We start from the raw sequence: 14882 nt of genomic DNA, 5'->3' as shown, positions 1-14882 counted from the left end.
TCACTTACCAGCCTTTCCGGCCTTGCGCAGGACGTTCTCGCCTGCGTAGCGCACGCCCTTGCCCTTGTACGGCTCGGGCTTGCGGATCTTACGGATGTTCGCCGCTACTTCGCCGACCTGCTGCTTATCGATGCCTGACACCGAAAACTTCGTCGGGGTCTCCACGCTGAAGGTGATGCCTTCGGGGGCCTTCACAATCACCGGGTGGGAAAACCCGAGGGCGAACTCGAGGTCCGAGCCCTTGGCGACGACACGGTAGCCCGTGCCGACGATTTCGAGCTTCTTGGTGTAGCCCTCGGTCACGCCGAGGACCATGTTGTTCACAAGGGTGCGGGTCAGCCCGTGCAGCGACTTGCTCACGCGCTCGTCGTCCGGGCGGCTGACGACGATGCTGCCGTCTTCACCGCGCTCGACCGTCAGCGGCGCGGGCACCGTATGGCTGAGTTCTCCCTTGGGGCCTTTAACGGTCACGACCTGACCGTCAATGGTTACGTTCTCGATCTTCTCCGGCACCGGGACCGGCAGACGTCCAATTCGAGACATGGTCTGGATGCTCCTTTCCCGGTTACCAGATGTAGGCGAGGACTTCCCCACCCACACCCTTCTTGGCAGCCTGCTTGTCGGTCAGGAGGCCGGAGGACGTGGACAGAATTGCCACGCCGAGGCCGCCGAGAACCTTGGGCAGGTTGGTGGACTTGGCGTAGACCCGCAGGCCCGGCTTGGAGATGCGGCGAACACCAGAGATGGCGCGCTCACGGCTCTTGCCGTACTTGAGGTCCAGGACCAGGGTCTTGCCGACCTCGGCCTCTTCTTCATGCCAGCCGAGGATGTAGCCCTCAGCCTTCAGGATGTCCGCGATGCGGGACTTCAGCTTGGAATACGGCATGGACACGGACTCGTGGTACGCCGAGTTGGCGTTCCGCAGGCGCGTGAGCATATCCGCGATCGGATCAGTCATTGTCATGTCGGTTGCTCTTTTCTCACCGTGGTTTCCCTACGTCCCATGGACGCTGGGACCTGTGGTGTTGTCCTTACCAGCTGCTCTTTGTCACGCCGGGCAGCTCACCGCGGTGAGCCATCTCCCGCACGCAGATGCGGCACAGGCCGAACTTGCGGTACACCGAGTGCGGACGTCCGCACTTCTGGCATCGGGTGTAGGCGCGCACCGCGAACTTCGGCTTGCGCTCCTGCTTCTTAATCAGGGCAGTCTTGGCCATGTCAGTTCTCCTTGAAGGGGAAGCCGAGCAGCTTGAGCAGCGCGCGTCCCTCGTCGTCGGTCTTCGCGGTGGTCACGACCGTGATGTCCATACCGCGGACACGGTCGATCTTGTCCTGGTCGATCTCGTGGAACATGACCTGCTCCGTCAGACCGAAGGTGTAGTTGCCGTTCCCGTCGAACTGCTTCGGCGAGAGGCCGCGGAAGTCGCGGATACGCGGAAGAGCAGTGGACAGCAGACGGTCCAGGAACTCCCACATGCGGTCACCGCGCAGGGTGACATGGCAACCAATGGGCATGCCTTCACGCAGTTTGAACTGGGCGATGGACTTGCGGGCCTTGGTGACCTGCGGTTTCTGGCCGGTGATCGCCGCGAGGTCGCGGATCGCACCGTCGATGACCTTGGAGTCGCGTGCGGCGTCGCCGACGCCCATGTTCACGACGATCTTGGTCAGGCCGGGCACCAGCATGACGTTCTTGTAGCCGAACTGCTCGGTGAGCTTGTTCTTAATCTCGTCGCGGTAGACGGACTTCAGCCGCGGGAGCTGGCGGGGGGTCTGGGTCTCGGTCATCAGATGTCCTTCCCCGTGCGCTTGGAGTAGCGCACTCGGACCTGCTTGGTGCGGCCGCCCTCGACCTCGACGGACTCGACGCGGAAACCGACCTTGGTGGGCTTGTTATCGGAGGGGTCAACCAGCGCCACGTTGGACACGTGGATCGGCGCCTCGCGGTGCTCGATCCCGCCCGCGCGGCTTCCGGCCTGCTGCCCCGGCTTCAGGTGGTGGGTGCGGCGGTTAACGCCCTCAACCAGAACCTTCTGCTCGTCCGGGAAAACTTCGAGCACGCGGCCCTGCTTTCCCTTGTCGCCAGCCTTCAGATTGCGCTTGGCAGCTTTGTCTTCATCGCTGGTGCGACCGGTGATGACCTGAACCAGGTCACCCTTTTTAATCTTCATCTTCGGCATGGTCACAGCACCTCCGGTGCCAGCGAGATGATCTTCATGAACCGCTTATCGCGCAGCTCACGGCCAACCGGGCCGAAGATACGGGTGCCACGCGGCTCGCCGTCGTTCTTGAGGATCACCGCCGCGTTCTCGTCGAAACGGATGTAGGAACCGTCGGGACGACGACGTTCCTTGGTCGTGCGCACGACGACGGCTTTGACGACGTCGCCTTTTTTGACGTTGCCGCCGGGGATGGCGTCCTTGACGGTCGCCACGATGACGTCGCCGATGCTCGCATAACGGCGACCGGAGCCACCGAGAACACGGATGCAGAGAATCTGCTTCGCCCCCGTGTTGTCGGCGACTTTGAGTCGCGACTCCTGCTGGATCACTACGTACTCCTGTCGTCTCGCCGGTTCTCGGGTCCCGGCGGACGGGCCGAGGGCCGTGGACCGGGGTGAGCCTTGCGGAACGGATGGTGGACTTGTTGCCCAGACCGCGGTCTGGGCGGGCACTGGGCACGAAAAAACCTCCGACAGACTCGGGCACACGAATTTGCATCCGGTGCGAGGTCTCCGTCGGGGTCCATCGCAGTGTCCGCTACCTCCGCTTCCCTAGCGCCTCGTCCTCGCGGACGATTCCCGTGATGCTGCCATCTGGGATGGCATGCACTGTGGGCGCGATATTCGAGTGCGCGGATTCGCAACCCGTCAAGCATACGGGATGGCGCACAAGCGGCGATAGGGGTCTAACACGGCTGAGACTATGACCTTGCTCATGCGGGGCGACCTGCGGCGCCAGTGGGCTTTGTGGGGCCGTCCAGTTTGGCGGAACGGCTGATCAGCTGGGCGCACTGGAATGAACTTCAGGCGCTGCCGGTCAGCTGAGCAGGAGGGTTTGGTCGGCTTCGGCGGCGAGCTGGTCGTCATGGGTTGCAACGATCACGAGAGCTCCCGAGCGGGCAGAGCTGACCAGAAGCTCGGAGATGGCCTTGCGGTTGGCCGCATCTAGAGACGCGGTCGGCTCATCGACGAATAGGCACTCCGCCTTCTTATATAGCGCCCTGGCCACTCCACACCGCTGTTTCTCTCCCCCGGACAGAACGCTCACTGGTTCAGATTCACGGCCTCCGAGGCCGACCGCGTCCAAGCATTCGCGTAGCCGGTTGGTGATCCGTGGGCGGCGACGGAATACCGGGATGTCGGAGAGCGCCACGTTGAACCCGACCGATTCTTCTTCGACGATACCGTAGTCCTGATATACGAAGGCCGCGCTTTGCCGCCAGAACCGGGCGCGCCTACGGTCTGACCAGTGCGAAGCTTCCTCACCGTTGATCCGAATGCTTCCTGAACTGGCCCGTTGCAACTGCCCCAGACAGTTCAGCAGCGTGGTTTTACCCGACCCGGAAGCGCCGACGAGGGCCACGAGCTGGCCGGACTGGCATGACAGGTTCACATCGCTAAATATCTTGCGGTGGCCGATGTCAACGGCTAGGTCCCGCACCTCTAATTTCATGACATCCCCTTTAGTAAGTAGCACTCGGTAAATATCGAGATCTTGACGGTGTTTATGGGGCGGTATTCGCGCAGGGATTCTTCATGTAAAGGCGCTCGGAGATATGCCAATGGACACCACACCGTCCCGTGGCGTGTGGGTTCCCAGTGCGGCGATACCTGCGGCGCCAGTCCCCGGAGCGCATACTCCGGCCCTCGGTTCACGTGGTTAGGCATGGCGCCCCACCACAGTGCGAAAGGCCGCATGAGCCGCGAACCGGTAGCACGCCACACATAAACCGATATAGATCAAGGGAACCGCAATCGAACTGGCGATGATTAAATCCACGGAAAGACCCTGCACCCAGGCCACGAGCAAGGCTATGGCTGCCGCGAAAGCCGCTACGATGCCTTCGAGTAAGAGCGCACGGGCGGAGATAGCCAAATACGAAACTCCGAACGAGTGCCGGGCAAAGATCAGCCTGCGCCGCGCGCCGGCCCACAGACCCGCGCCCTGGATTGCTGAAATACCCACAGAGAGCACGGCCACCGCGATTCCCGCGAGCGTATCGCGTACCTGCTCGCTGGCTTGTCGGGCAACGATCCGATAGCTAGCCGCCACGGAATCGACAGACGAAACCATTGAGGTCACACCGTTGCGCGCAAAAACAGTTTTGACCTGCTCCGGCTGTGAGAAGACTAGATTTCCCGACGCTATAGCCGGTTCCAGAAAAGCCTCGGTTTTGAACACCGATACTGGATCATCAACCACGAGGAGCAGAGGGTTGGAGGCACTTGTATATCCGTGGCCTAAAATCGGGAAATCCGATACTCCCGGGATAGCCGCGTATCGAATATGACGAGAAATCTGTGACGGATCCTTCACGAGGATTTGCAGGCTCTCGTACAACATCCCGCTCAGTTCAGGAGACAGATTGCCGCCGTCTATAAAATCGACCTTTTTCGATGTAGGCGCACCGTTGCCAGTGTAGTTCATTTGTCGCAGGAAGGATTCAGAGACTATGACGATATGGTCATATTCACCGAGAGCAGACGGAGGAACTTCGACGTTCCGATCGAGTGGCAATGAGAGCAGCAGGTTCCGACGCACATCTGCCGAGTCCATTGTGCGGTTTAGGTTTTCTAGAAAACTGGCGCGGTAAGCAGCATCATCAATAGCCGTCAGGAACGAGACCGACACCGCATCACCAACGTTGTTCCACCGTTCAGCTTGTTTTTGAACAGCTTGCGCACCTAACAACATTGTTAAGCTATATGGGACCATTACGGCAACCAGTATCACAATACAAAGACGTACCCCAATACCAGCAATCCGTAACTTCACTAAAGGGACTCGCCGAGCCGCCACATTTCCGATGCTAGGCCGGAATACTCTAGCGCTTAGCGCAACGATCACAACCATAACGCCGATAAAGAGTGCTGCCAAAACTAACCAATAGCTTAAGAACTTTTGGATATGCTGAGCCCCGCGGGTAGCAATGATCCATCCGCAACATATAGCAGCGCCACATGCGCTCCAGGCAAGAATCGTCTGGGTTGGGGAGATGGTTGCTCTAGCCTGGATCCGTCGAAGCGAGACCCCTCCCATCAGCAGGAGGTTATTGGTTCGTGCAGATGCTGAGGTGAGCGCGATGAAAGCCGCAATAACCAAAAGGATTGCCGATATGAGCGCCATACCGGTACCCGTGTTCAGCAAAAAACCTTGAATGTGCTGATGAAGGCTCCGTATTGGCCCCCAGTTGATTTCCGCTCCGTGGCCTTTTGCCCAGGTTGAGAGTTGTTCCTGACATGATGCGTCGCATTCACTGGTGACATAGCGGCCACCGAGCGGCGCATCGCCAATGTCGTGCGGTCCAACCACGGCACCTTTACCCCCTGGAGAGAACCAAGGTATTTTACCTAATGAAACACGTCCAAAGCCGATTAGCGTGCGATCACCCTGATCGGTACTCAGTCCTGTTCCGTCTTTATACAGCGATATTCCAGTTTCTTGCGCGACGGCATCCAGGCTTTGAGCCACCTCGCTTTTCAATGCCTGGCTTTGATCCAGCATCAGGGTCAAGCTTTGCTGGGTCCCCATCGGAAATTTGGCCTCATCTTGCTGGATCACGGTGACCGTAAAAAATCCCAGCATCAAGGCGAAGATGACACACGAAAAACGCAGATAGAAACGAAGGACCACGCATACCAGCTTAAGTAGGATGAAGACAAACATAAAGAGGTGCCAATTCCACTCAATTGGAATTGACAGTTCAATATTTTTTAGCAGACAACTTAGCGATACTGATGATCACCCATCATGACGTACGCTTATATTCATTAAGTGAATATTTTTCAGCAAAAGGACAGATTTAACGGGATGACATTTTTATGTCATAAAAATTGAAGAGCTGCAACATCTGTTAACTAGATAGCAGGAATAGTATTTACACAAATTTACCATACCCCCTCCCCGAAAGTCGACAAGGCGATACAATACTATAGTTGGAATCCCAATGAACTCTTTCGTATCATTCTATACACGACACTGCAACGCCATCTCGGACAGCACTGTAGACATCGAACATATCACACGGCAGCATGCCGAGTTCACTAGCCGGTTACGACTGTATGGTTAAATTATGACGCCCATGTCAGCAGAGGGTCGGCCTACCCAAACAGGCAGACCGACCTACAATTAATTAAACCGCAAATTTAGCCTGCAATACTCAACAAGCACTGATATGAATCTACTCAGGTAATGTCCCGTCGATTCTGAACCACAATAGAGATCGCGATAGAAACGATGATCCAGATACAGATTACGAGAAGAGCCATAACTCCACTATTTACAGCGTTAACACCCGGGGTATTTTCCGCTGGGAAATTTCCATCAGCAAGGGCACTCGAAAGAGACCCAACACTCGTTGAAAGTAAGCCATGCTGAATATACGCGAAAAACCCGACAAATTTTGCCAGAGTCCCAATTATCAGCATTTCGACACCCAGCATCCAGCCCATAGCGGTGAGCATCCCGGTCATAGCACCTTTAAAGATATATGACAACGCAGCTCCGAAACTCGCGTAGGCAAATAATGCCAACCACGTTGCACCAGCGGCAGCAAAAAATCTACTTGGATCAAAGCTATCAGAGTCACCAAGTACAACACCGACGATTGATGCTGCTGCCAAGGCAAGGAACACCGTGGAGAGCGCCATGACACCCGTAACTATCAAGATTGAGATACACCTTGCCAGAGTCAGCGTAGACCTTCGCCGAAGACGCCCTACAATGAGACCCAACGATCGGGCTTTGTGGTCAGCAGCAGCAAGAACTGCTCCCACGACGACCGCAACAGGCAATCCGAAAAGCGGGACAGAAACCAGAACCTGATTGCCAGACCCCGACACAGTAATCTGACTCCGCATGATTTTCGCATATACAAGTGACTGCGGGTCTCCAGCACTCTTCAGCGATTGATATCCAATAAATTGGATTAAATAAGCGAAAATTCCAATTTGGATAAACCAAACAGCAATACATACCCATACCGCTGGGCGGGAGAACGTCGCCTTGAGGTCCGTAAAAATAACCCTACCAAGTTCTGGCGACATGGATGGGCTCGAGCCGTGCACAGCGTTCATGTCAGGCTTCCTCTCTGGTAATGGCCAGGTATGCAGCTTCTAGCGAATCTTGACGCTCGAAGCCACCTACTTCTATACCGCCTTCCACTAGCGCTTTTATTACGTCGGGGGCGGATTTTTGGGAACCCAGATACATAATTAGCGCATGCTCACCAGCGCGTTCAACACTTTGAACCAATGGCCGAACAATATCAGTGGCTCGCGACACATCATCAACATTTACTTGAACGGGCGCATTTTGATTAAACCGATTACGCAACTCGCTCGGAGTGCCTTCAGCAATAAGCTTTCCAGCCTCCAAGATGCTTACACGATCGCATAGCTGGTCAACCTCACCTAAAAGGTGGCTAGACAGAAGTACCGTTATCCCTTGGTCACGCAACAGGCGGAGTGCGTCACGCATGTCAGCAATAGCTTGTGGATCAAGCCCATTGACCGGTTCATCCAGGATGAGCAATGGGGGATTCCCCAACATCGCAATAGCCACGCCTAAGCGCTGCTTCATTCCCAGCGAGTATTTCGTCGCTTTCCCTTTCGCTCGCTGCGTCAATCCAACGATCTGGAGTACCCTATCCACCTCAGATTTGGGCACACCAAAGTAGTTCGCAAATAACTCTAGATTACGCCGCGCACTTAGGTGAGGGTAAAATGCCGGCGATTCAATAAGCGCACCGACCGCCCGACTGGAACCCGCCACACGCACATCCTGCCCCAGAACAGTGATGTCCCCAGAGGTAGGCTTCACAAGGTTAACCAGACACTTCATCAACGTGGTTTTACCTGCACCATTACGCCCCACAAGACCATGAATATGACCCTGCTCCACCTCTAGAGTGACGCCATCTAGTGCAGTAGTGCCGGTTTTATACCTTTTTAACAGATTCCGACAACTGATAGCTACAACCATTACTGTTCCTTAGCTTGGGATCAGAGTTTCCAGAGCACCCGACCGCTAACTCGCTCAGGCCGATACCACAATGTATAGATTCTCCAAGATCAACCTTTCGTGACACCCTCTCCCAGGATGTCATCTCTCCATCGCGGACTAACCAAATGGCCAGGTTTGACCATTCGACCTGCCCAGATGCAGGAAAACCTCGCGGGCAGACACTTGCCGCCTGAGCGTGGATGCCGCTAGCGGACTCCCGCTTGACTTCGTAGTCGAAATTGATTATACACAACTGCCCGCACACCGCACAAATCCTACACACACGGTCACCGGCACATCAGGCTAATCAGACTCGATACCCTTAGATTTTAATGCCCCTCATCTAAACCTAGATGTTAGATCCAGGCAACTTGCCACACAAGTCGTCGGGGGAGAACATCATCATTGGCCAATGACGACTTCGGGGACAAGCATAGTGACCCGGAAATCAATACAGCTATTTATCTTCAGCGCCTTCAAATAGAAGCCTTACCCGTAGGCGTCTTAGGCACATCCAGTGCATACCGTAGTTCTAATGCCTATTATCAAGTTAATAGATTCAATATCGACCGATCAACTTCTCCACATATACTTAAAAACAGCTCCACGAAAACTCCTTATACATGGTTAAATCTGAGTTCAGCAACAGGATTATTGCACTACATTCGCATGTGTACTGGTTCCGCCGAGGCGCTCCACCACAGCGGCGCTTTTGACATGCATGGTCCACAAGACGTCACATAGCTGTTCCGTTTCGCCGACGTAATACGCTATAAACAGTGCAATCCGAGCTATGTTATCGGACTTTTAGCAAACAACCATCGATTGCTGAGATTTTAGCGCGTGGTTCAACGAAGATGATATACGCAAATATTGAACAACGGTACTCACTGCATCAAGACGTACCATGCAGTTTCGCCAGCGACATTAGATATTCATGGTAATATCTTCTAAAGGAATAACGTCACCTTCGGGGCTGGCTAACTGAACACATAAAAAGAGACTTTGTGGGTTGCAAACCGAGCGTGAAAGTCACAACATCATCCACTCTTACCTCTTGACACCTACAACACAGCCAAAGAGTCTGGTTTTCGCCTTCGCCGCCGGACCAGGATCAGTGATACAGCTAAATGTATAGCCCCGCCACTTAGAGTCCGCCCCGAATAAAAGTATATATATTTTAGCGCAAACCAGGAAATGTTCGATACTCGTGCGTAACGTTACAATCGACATATGCATCGCGGGGATTTTGACTCTAAAAACCTACACAAATGCAATGCGCCAGACAGTCTTAAAGCATTCCCACGGTCGAGTTAACTAACCCTACCGTGACGGAACAAAATGACATAAAACCTAGACCACTAAATAGAATAATTTCTGGGATGCGATACTCGAGGCATTTAGATACCTAAAAGATGCTCGAATCCTATTCGAGACAGTCCTAGCGTTAAAAGTATATTTAGCTTGAATTCCCAAATAACACCAATTAAACATAGGCCACCGCAAAACCCCGGTGGGCCGGTCCTCCGTAGAGAACCGGCCCACCGGGGTGAAACAGATAGCGCCGCAGCGCTAACCGCTCAGATCACTTGGCCTTTTCGAGGATCTCGACCAGACGCCACCGCTTGGTGGCCGACAGCGGCCGAGTCTCCATAATGAGGACGCGGTCGCCGATACCGGCGGTGTTCTCCTCATCGTGGGCCTTAAACTTCTTGGTCTTGCGCATAACCTTGCCGTAAAGAGAGTGCTTCACGCGCTCTTCGACCTCGACCACGATGGTCTTATCCATCTTGTCCGAGACGACGTAGCCGCGCTGCACTTTACGGTAGGGGCGCTCAACACCCTCGGCCTCAACGGCCGGGGCCTGATTCTGGTTCTCGCTCATGTCTCCTCGCTTCGCTTTCACTCGGCGGCGTCGGGAGCCTGGCGGATCCCCAGCTCGCGTTCGCGCAGAATCGTGTAGATCCGCGCGATGTCCTTCTTCACCGAGCGCAGACGGGCGTGGCTCTCAAGCTGCCCCGTGGCTGACTGGAAACGGAGCTTGAACAGCTCGTCCTTAGCCTTGGCTAGCTCGGCGGCCAGCTTCTGGTCGTCCATCGCGTCCAGTTCGGTCGCGGTGAGTTTCGTCGCTGCCATCAGATGTCGTCCCCCTCACGAGAGAGAATGCGGCACTTCATCGGGAGCTTGTGCACGGCCAGGCGCAGCGCCTCGCGCGCGACCTCCTCCGGGACACCGGCGACCTCGAACATGACCCGTCCGGGCTTCACGTTCGCAATCCACCACTCCACAGAACCCTTACCGGAACCCATACGGACTTCGGCAGGCTTCTTGGTCAGCGGACGGTCGGGGTAAATATTGATGAACACCTTGCCGCCACGCTTCATGTAGCGGGTCATGGCGATACGGGCCGACTCGATCTGGCGGTTGGTGACGTAGGCGGGCGCAAGCGCCTGAATGCCGTACTCACCGAACGCGAGCTCGGTGCCGCCCTTGGACATACCGCTGCGACCGGGATGGTGCTGCTTGCGGTGTTTGGTCCTGCGCGGGATCAGCATGTCCCTCAGGCCTCCGTTCCGTTCTCAGCGGGCGCAGCAGCCGGCTCTGCACTGGCGGCGGCAGGGGCCTGCTGGCTCTGCTCCCGACGTGCGGCGGCGTTGCGCTCGTTGCGACGTCCGCGGGGGCGCTCGGCGCGAGGTCCACGGCCAGACCGGGGGGCCTGTGCCGCAGCCTGGGCCGCGAGCTCCTTGGCGGTGACGTCGCCCTTGTAGATCCAGACCTTCACGCCGATACGGCCGAAGGCGGTGCGGGCCTCGTAGAAGCCATAGTCGATGTTCGCGCGGAGGGTGTGCAGCGGCACGCGCCCTTCGCGGTAGAACTCGCTACGGCTCATTTCGGCGCCGCCGAGGCGACCGGACACGGCCACCCGGATGCCCTTAGCTCCGGCGCGCTGCGCGGACTGAATGCCCTTGCGCATAGCGCGACGGAAGGACACACGGCTCGCCAGCTGCTCGGCAATACCCTGGGCGACCAGCTGTGCATCAGCTTCGGGGTTCTTCACCTCGAGGATGTTCAGCTGAATCTGCTTGCCGGTCAGCTTTTCCAGCGCACCGCGCAGGCGCTCGGCTTCGGCGCCGCGGCGGCCGATGACGATGCCCGGGCGGGCGGTGTGCAAGTCGACTCGAACACGATCGCGGGTGCGTTCGATCTCAACCTTGGAGATGCCCGCGCGCTCCAGGCCCTCGGACATGAGCTTGCGGATCGCGACGTCTTCTTTCACGTAATCGCGGTACCGCTGGCCCTCCTTGGTGGAGTCGGCGAACCACCGGCTGGTGTGCTCCGTGGTGATCCCTAGGCGGAACCCGTTCGGATTGACCTTCTGGCCCACTAGCGGGTCTCCTTCTTCTTCGCGGGGGCGACCACCACCGTGATGTGGCTGGTGCGCTTCTTAATCTGGTCCGCACGACCCTGAGCGCGCGGCCGGATGCGCTTCATGGTCGGTCCTTCGTCGACGTAGGCCTGCGCGACGACGAGCTCGCGCTCATCGAAGCGTTCACCGGCCTGGTCGGCCTTCACCCGGGCGTTGGCGATTGCAGACTCGACCAGCTTCAGAACGGGCTCGCTGGCGGCCTGCGGTGCGAACCGCAGAACGTCCAGAGCTTCGCTCGTCTGCTTGCCACGGATCAGGTCCACGACGCGCCGGGCCTTCATGGGCGACGTGCGGAGGTACCGCACCTGCGCCTTGGCTTCCATTGCTGTCCTGCTTTCTTCTCGCGTGAAGAAGAGCGCTGCTACTGACCCGGGGGTCAGCGGCGGCGGCCCTTCTTGTCGTCCTTAACGTGGCCCTTGAAAGTCCGCGTGGGCGCGAACTCGCCGAGCTTATGGCCGACCATCGACTCGGTGACGAACACCGTGACGTGCTTGCGGCCGTCGTGCACTGCGAAGGTGTGGCCGAGGAAGTCCGGGGTAATAACCGAACGACGCGACCACGTCTTGATGAGGTTCTTGGTGCCCTTTTCGTTCTGAGCGTCCACCTTCTTTTGCAGGTGATCGTCGACGAAGGGGCCTTTGCTGAGGCTACGTGGCATCGTTGTGTCTCCCTATCAGCGCTTCTTGCCGGTGCGCCGACGACGCACGATGAGCTTGTCGCTTTCCTTGTTGGGGCGCCGGGTACGACCCTCGGGCTTGCCCCAGGGCGACACCGGGTGACGGCCGCCGGAGGTGCGACCCTCGCCACCACCGTGCGGGTGGTCGACCGGGTTCATCACGACACCGCGGACGTGCGGACGCTTGCCCTTCCAGCGCATGCGCCCGGCTTTGCCCCAGTTGATGTTGGACTGCTCTGCGTTGCCAACCTCGCCGACGGTGGCGCGGCAGCGCGCGTCGACGTTACGGACCTCACCGGAGGGCATGCGCAGCTGCGCGTACGGCCCGTCCTTAGCGACCAGCTGGACCGAGGCGCCTGCGGAGCGAGCGATCTTGGCTCCGCCGCCGGGCCGCAGTTCGATGGCGTGAATCACGGTACCGAGCGGAATGTTGCGCAGCGGCAGGTTGTTGCCGGGCTTGATGTCCGCGCCCGGACCGTTTTCGATCCAGTCGCCCTGACGCAGCTTGGCCGGTGCGAGGATGTAGCGCTTATCGCCGTCCTCGTAGTGCAGCAGCGCGATGCGTGCGGTGCGGTTGGGGTCGTATTCAATATGCGCGACCTTGGCCTTCAAACCGTCCTTGTCGTGACGGCGGAAGTCGATGAGCCGGTAGGCCCGCTTGTGACCGCCACCCCGATGACGGGAGGTGATCCGGCCGTTGGCGTTGCGGCCACCGGTCTTGTGCAGCGGACGGACCAGCGACTTCTCCGGCTCGGAGCGCGTGATCTCGACGAAGTCGCTCACGCTCGAGCCGCGACGGCCCGGCGTAGTCGGCTTGTACTTGCGAATTCCCATGGTGGGTTTTCCTCGTGCTCTCTAGTGCTTCGCGGATCGGCCGCCTCAGGCGACCGAACCCCCGAAGATGTCGATGGTGCCTTCGGCCAGGGTCACGATGGCGCGCTTGGTGTCCTTGCGCTTGCCCATGCCGAAACGGGTCCGACGGGTTTTGCCCTGCCGGTTCATGGTGTTCACGGAGGCGACCTTCACGTCGAAGATCTTCTCAATGGCCACTTTGATTTCGGTCTTGTTGGCGCGCGGGTCCACCAGGAAGGTGTACTTGCCCTCGTCCATCAGGCCGTAGCTCTTTTCGGACACAACCGGCGCGAGCAGGATGTCGCGCGGGTCCTTGTTCAGGGTCGTCACTTCGACTCCTCCTCACCCGCGGCAACCGCGGTCTTCGGGGCGGCGAGCGTCGCACTGGCAACAAAATCCTCAAGCGCACCCGAGGTGAACACGACGTCGTCGCTGAGCATGACGTCGTAGGTGTTCAGCTGATCGGCGTAGAGAACGTGCACGTCGGCGAGGTTGCGGGCCGACAGAGCGCCGAGGTCGTCGTCGCGGCGGATCACCACGAGGCGATGCGGCCGTTCGGACACCGCGGAGAGGGTCTTCACCACGGAGCGAGTCGACGGCTTTTCACCTTCGAGCAGCGCGGTAATGACGTGGATGCGGCCGTTGCGAGCCCGGTCAGAGAGGGCTCCGCGCAGGGCGGCTGCCTTCATCTTCTTCGGGGTGCGCTGGCTGTAGTCGCGCGGCACTGGGCCATGCACGATGCCACCACCGGCGAACTGAGGTGCGCGGGTCGAGCCCTGACGAGCGCGACCGGTGCCCTTCTGCTTGTACGGCTTCTTGCCGCCGCCGCGAACTTCGCCACGGGTCTTGGTCTTATGTGTTCCCTGGCGAGCCGCAGCGAGCTGGGCCACGACCACCTGGTGAATCAGGGGAACGTTGGTCTGGACGTCGAAGATCGACGCGGGCAGCTCGGCGGTGCCGGACTTCTTGCCCGCTGGGTCGAGGACGTCGACGGTCAGGTTGGCTGCCATCTAACTCAGGCCTCCTTCGCGGGGCTCTTGACGGCCGACCGGACGAGCACGATGCCGCCCTTGGGGCCGGGAACGGCACCCTTAACGAGCACGAGGCCCTTGTCGGCGTCGACCGCGTGCACGGTCAGGTTCTGGACACTGGCGCGGACGTTGCCCATGCGGCCGGCCATACGCAGGCCCTTGAACACGCGTCCGGGGGTGGAGGCGCCGCCGATGGAACCGGGCTTGCGGTGGTTACGGTGCGCGCCGTGTGACGCGCCCACACCGGAGAACCCGTGGCGCTTCATGACGCCCGCGGTGCCCTTACCTTTGGTGGTGCCCACGACGTCGACTTTCTGACCGGCCTCGAACACCTCAGCGGTGATCTCCTGGCCAAGCTGGTAGTCGGCGGCGTTGATGGTGCGCAGCTCCACGAGGTGACGGCGCGGGGTAACCCCAGCCTTCTCGAAGTGTCCGCGCAGCGGCTTGGTGACCTTGCGGGGGTCGATCTGCCCGTAGGCGATCTGGACCGAGTCGTAGCCGTCGGTCTCGGCGGTGCGCACCTGGGTGACGACACACGGGCCGGCTTGGACGACGGTGACCGGCACGAGCTTGCCGTTCTCGTCCCAGACCTGGGTCATGCCGACCTTGGTCCCGAGCACACCGGTGATGACACGCGCACGCTGCCCTGTCAGTTCGTTGCTCATGTTCCG

General features: G+C 58.4%; 20 protein-coding genes. All 20 read right to left on the bottom strand.

Annotated elements, in window-relative coordinates; all coding sequences use genetic code 11:
* The 20 genes from rplF to rplC all read right to left on the bottom strand — a co-directional run bounded on the left by rplF (position 1) and on the right by rplC (position 14876).
* Positions 1-543 carry a 50S ribosomal protein L6 gene (rplF, locus tag BN1724_RS10560; protein WP_058235336.1) on the bottom strand — a complete coding sequence of 181 codons (543 nt, stop codon included), beginning with the start codon at positions 541-543 and terminating at the stop codon, positions 1-3.
* Positions 544-565: 22 nt separating this feature from the next.
* A complete protein-coding gene (gene rpsH / locus BN1724_RS10555) occupies positions 566-964 on the bottom strand; it encodes a 30S ribosomal protein S8 (protein WP_058235335.1) in 399 nt (132 codons plus the stop codon).
* 67 nt (positions 965-1031) lie between these two features.
* The gene (locus BN1724_RS10550; RefSeq protein WP_058235334.1) at positions 1032-1217 is read right to left on the bottom strand and encodes a type Z 30S ribosomal protein S14; all 186 of its coding nucleotides are present in this window, start codon (positions 1215-1217) and stop codon (positions 1032-1034) included.
* A gap of 1 nt (position 1218) precedes the next feature.
* Positions 1219-1788 carry a 50S ribosomal protein L5 gene (gene rplE, locus BN1724_RS10545; protein WP_058235333.1) on the bottom strand — a complete coding sequence of 190 codons (570 nt, stop codon included), beginning with the start codon at positions 1786-1788 and terminating at the stop codon, positions 1219-1221.
* Entirely contained in the window at positions 1788-2180 is a 393-nt protein-coding gene (gene rplX / locus BN1724_RS10540; RefSeq protein WP_058235332.1) for a 50S ribosomal protein L24, read from the bottom strand. The genes rplE and rplX overlap by 1 nt, the downstream gene beginning before the upstream one ends.
* Before the next feature lie 2 nt (positions 2181-2182).
* A complete protein-coding gene (rplN, locus tag BN1724_RS10535; RefSeq protein ID WP_058235331.1) occupies positions 2183-2551 on the bottom strand; it encodes a 50S ribosomal protein L14 in 369 nt (122 codons plus the stop codon).
* A 487-nt stretch (positions 2552-3038) separates the two neighbouring features.
* Complete coding sequence (locus tag BN1724_RS10530) at positions 3039-3674, bottom strand: ABC transporter ATP-binding protein (protein WP_058235330.1); 636 nt, start codon at positions 3672-3674, stop codon at positions 3039-3041.
* Positions 3675-3881: 207 nt separating this feature from the next.
* Entirely contained in the window at positions 3882-5888 is a 2007-nt protein-coding gene (locus BN1724_RS10525) for a hypothetical protein (protein ID WP_058235329.1), read from the bottom strand.
* 518 nt (positions 5889-6406) lie between these two features.
* Positions 6407-7297 carry a hypothetical protein gene (locus BN1724_RS10520; RefSeq protein WP_058235328.1) on the bottom strand — a complete coding sequence of 297 codons (891 nt, stop codon included), beginning with the start codon at positions 7295-7297 and terminating at the stop codon, positions 6407-6409.
* A 1-nt stretch (position 7298) separates the two neighbouring features.
* Positions 7299-8204: an ABC transporter ATP-binding protein gene (locus tag BN1724_RS10515; protein ID WP_058235327.1), complete on the bottom strand. Its 906-nt coding sequence runs from the start codon at positions 8202-8204 to the stop codon at positions 7299-7301.
* A gap of 1606 nt (positions 8205-9810) precedes the next feature.
* Positions 9811-10110, bottom strand: a complete 300-nt coding sequence (rpsQ, locus tag BN1724_RS10510) for a 30S ribosomal protein S17 (protein ID WP_058235326.1) — start codon at positions 10108-10110, stop codon at positions 9811-9813.
* 17 nt (positions 10111-10127) lie between these two features.
* Complete coding sequence (gene rpmC / locus BN1724_RS10505; protein ID WP_058235325.1) at positions 10128-10361, bottom strand: 50S ribosomal protein L29; 234 nt, start codon at positions 10359-10361, stop codon at positions 10128-10130.
* Positions 10361-10780 (bottom strand): 50S ribosomal protein L16, encoded by a 420-nt coding sequence (rplP, locus tag BN1724_RS10500; protein ID WP_058235324.1) that lies wholly within the window; start codon positions 10778-10780, stop codon positions 10361-10363. Before rplP ends, rpmC begins: the two co-directional genes overlap by 1 nt.
* A 5-nt stretch (positions 10781-10785) precedes the next feature.
* Complete coding sequence (gene rpsC / locus BN1724_RS10495; protein WP_058235323.1) at positions 10786-11610, bottom strand: 30S ribosomal protein S3; 825 nt, start codon at positions 11608-11610, stop codon at positions 10786-10788.
* Positions 11610-11975, bottom strand: coding sequence for a 50S ribosomal protein L22 (gene rplV / locus BN1724_RS10490; RefSeq protein WP_058235322.1), 366 nt, complete (start codon positions 11973-11975; stop codon positions 11610-11612). The genes rpsC and rplV overlap by 1 nt, the downstream gene beginning before the upstream one ends.
* A gap of 53 nt (positions 11976-12028) precedes the next feature.
* Positions 12029-12310, bottom strand: a complete 282-nt coding sequence (gene rpsS / locus BN1724_RS10485) for a 30S ribosomal protein S19 (RefSeq protein ID WP_058235321.1) — start codon at positions 12308-12310, stop codon at positions 12029-12031.
* A 15-nt stretch (positions 12311-12325) separates the two neighbouring features.
* The gene (gene rplB / locus BN1724_RS10480; protein WP_058235320.1) at positions 12326-13162 is read right to left on the bottom strand and encodes a 50S ribosomal protein L2; all 837 of its coding nucleotides are present in this window, start codon (positions 13160-13162) and stop codon (positions 12326-12328) included.
* 45 nt (positions 13163-13207) lie between these two features.
* Positions 13208-13510 (bottom strand): 50S ribosomal protein L23, encoded by a 303-nt coding sequence (gene rplW / locus BN1724_RS10475; protein WP_058235319.1) that lies wholly within the window; start codon positions 13508-13510, stop codon positions 13208-13210.
* Positions 13507-14190 carry a 50S ribosomal protein L4 gene (gene rplD / locus BN1724_RS10470; RefSeq protein ID WP_058235318.1) on the bottom strand — a complete coding sequence of 228 codons (684 nt, stop codon included), beginning with the start codon at positions 14188-14190 and terminating at the stop codon, positions 13507-13509. Before rplD ends, rplW begins: the two co-directional genes overlap by 4 nt.
* A 5-nt stretch (positions 14191-14195) precedes the next feature.
* Positions 14196-14876, bottom strand: a complete 681-nt coding sequence (gene rplC / locus BN1724_RS10465) for a 50S ribosomal protein L3 (protein WP_058235317.1) — start codon at positions 14874-14876, stop codon at positions 14196-14198.
* Between the last annotated feature and the right edge of the window lie 6 nt (positions 14877-14882).

The organism is Devriesea agamarum (genome assembly GCF_900070355.1).
Lineage (GTDB): Bacteria > Actinomycetota > Actinomycetes > Actinomycetales > Dermabacteraceae > Devriesea > Devriesea agamarum.
Note: the sequence above shows the minus strand (reverse complement) of the source record. Positions and strands in the feature narration are given on the sequence as shown.

Excerpts from the sequence above, each read along its gene's own strand:
- rplF (WP_058235336.1), bottom strand. The coding sequence starts at position 543 with ATGTCTCGAATTGGACGTCTGCCGGTCCCGGTGCCGGAGAAGATCGAG.
- rpsH (WP_058235335.1), bottom strand. The coding sequence starts at position 964 with ATGACAATGACTGATCCGATCGCGGATATGCTCACGCGCCTGCGGAAC.
- BN1724_RS10550 (WP_058235334.1), bottom strand. The coding sequence starts at position 1,217 with ATGGCCAAGACTGCCCTGATTAAGAAGCAGGAGCGCAAGCCGAAGTTC.
- rplE (WP_058235333.1), bottom strand. The coding sequence starts at position 1,788 with ATGACCGAGACCCAGACCCCCCGCCAGCTCCCGCGGCTGAAGTCCGTC.
- rplX (WP_058235332.1), bottom strand. The coding sequence starts at position 2,180 with ATGCCGAAGATGAAGATTAAAAAGGGTGACCTGGTTCAGGTCATCACC.
- BN1724_RS10530 (WP_058235330.1), bottom strand. The coding sequence starts at position 3,674 with ATGAAATTAGAGGTGCGGGACCTAGCCGTTGACATCGGCCACCGCAAG.
- BN1724_RS10525 (WP_058235329.1), bottom strand. The coding sequence starts at position 5,888 with ATGTTTGTCTTCATCCTACTTAAGCTGGTATGCGTGGTCCTTCGTTTC.
- BN1724_RS10520 (WP_058235328.1), bottom strand. The coding sequence starts at position 7,297 with ATGAACGCTGTGCACGGCTCGAGCCCATCCATGTCGCCAGAACTTGGT.
- BN1724_RS10515 (WP_058235327.1), bottom strand. The coding sequence starts at position 8,204 with ATGGTTGTAGCTATCAGTTGTCGGAATCTGTTAAAAAGGTATAAAACC.
- rpsQ (WP_058235326.1), bottom strand. The coding sequence starts at position 10,110 with ATGAGCGAGAACCAGAATCAGGCCCCGGCCGTTGAGGCCGAGGGTGTT.
- rpmC (WP_058235325.1), bottom strand. The coding sequence starts at position 10,361 with ATGGCAGCGACGAAACTCACCGCGACCGAACTGGACGCGATGGACGAC.
- rplP (WP_058235324.1), bottom strand. The coding sequence starts at position 10,780 with ATGCTGATCCCGCGCAGGACCAAACACCGCAAGCAGCACCATCCCGGT.
- rplV (WP_058235322.1), bottom strand. The coding sequence starts at position 11,975 with ATGGAAGCCAAGGCGCAGGTGCGGTACCTCCGCACGTCGCCCATGAAG.
- rpsS (WP_058235321.1), bottom strand. The coding sequence starts at position 12,310 with ATGCCACGTAGCCTCAGCAAAGGCCCCTTCGTCGACGATCACCTGCAA.
- rplB (WP_058235320.1), bottom strand. The coding sequence starts at position 13,162 with ATGGGAATTCGCAAGTACAAGCCGACTACGCCGGGCCGTCGCGGCTCG.
- rplD (WP_058235318.1), bottom strand. The coding sequence starts at position 14,190 with ATGGCAGCCAACCTGACCGTCGACGTCCTCGACCCAGCGGGCAAGAAG.
- rplC (WP_058235317.1), bottom strand. The coding sequence starts at position 14,876 with ATGAGCAACGAACTGACAGGGCAGCGTGCGCGTGTCATCACCGGTGTG.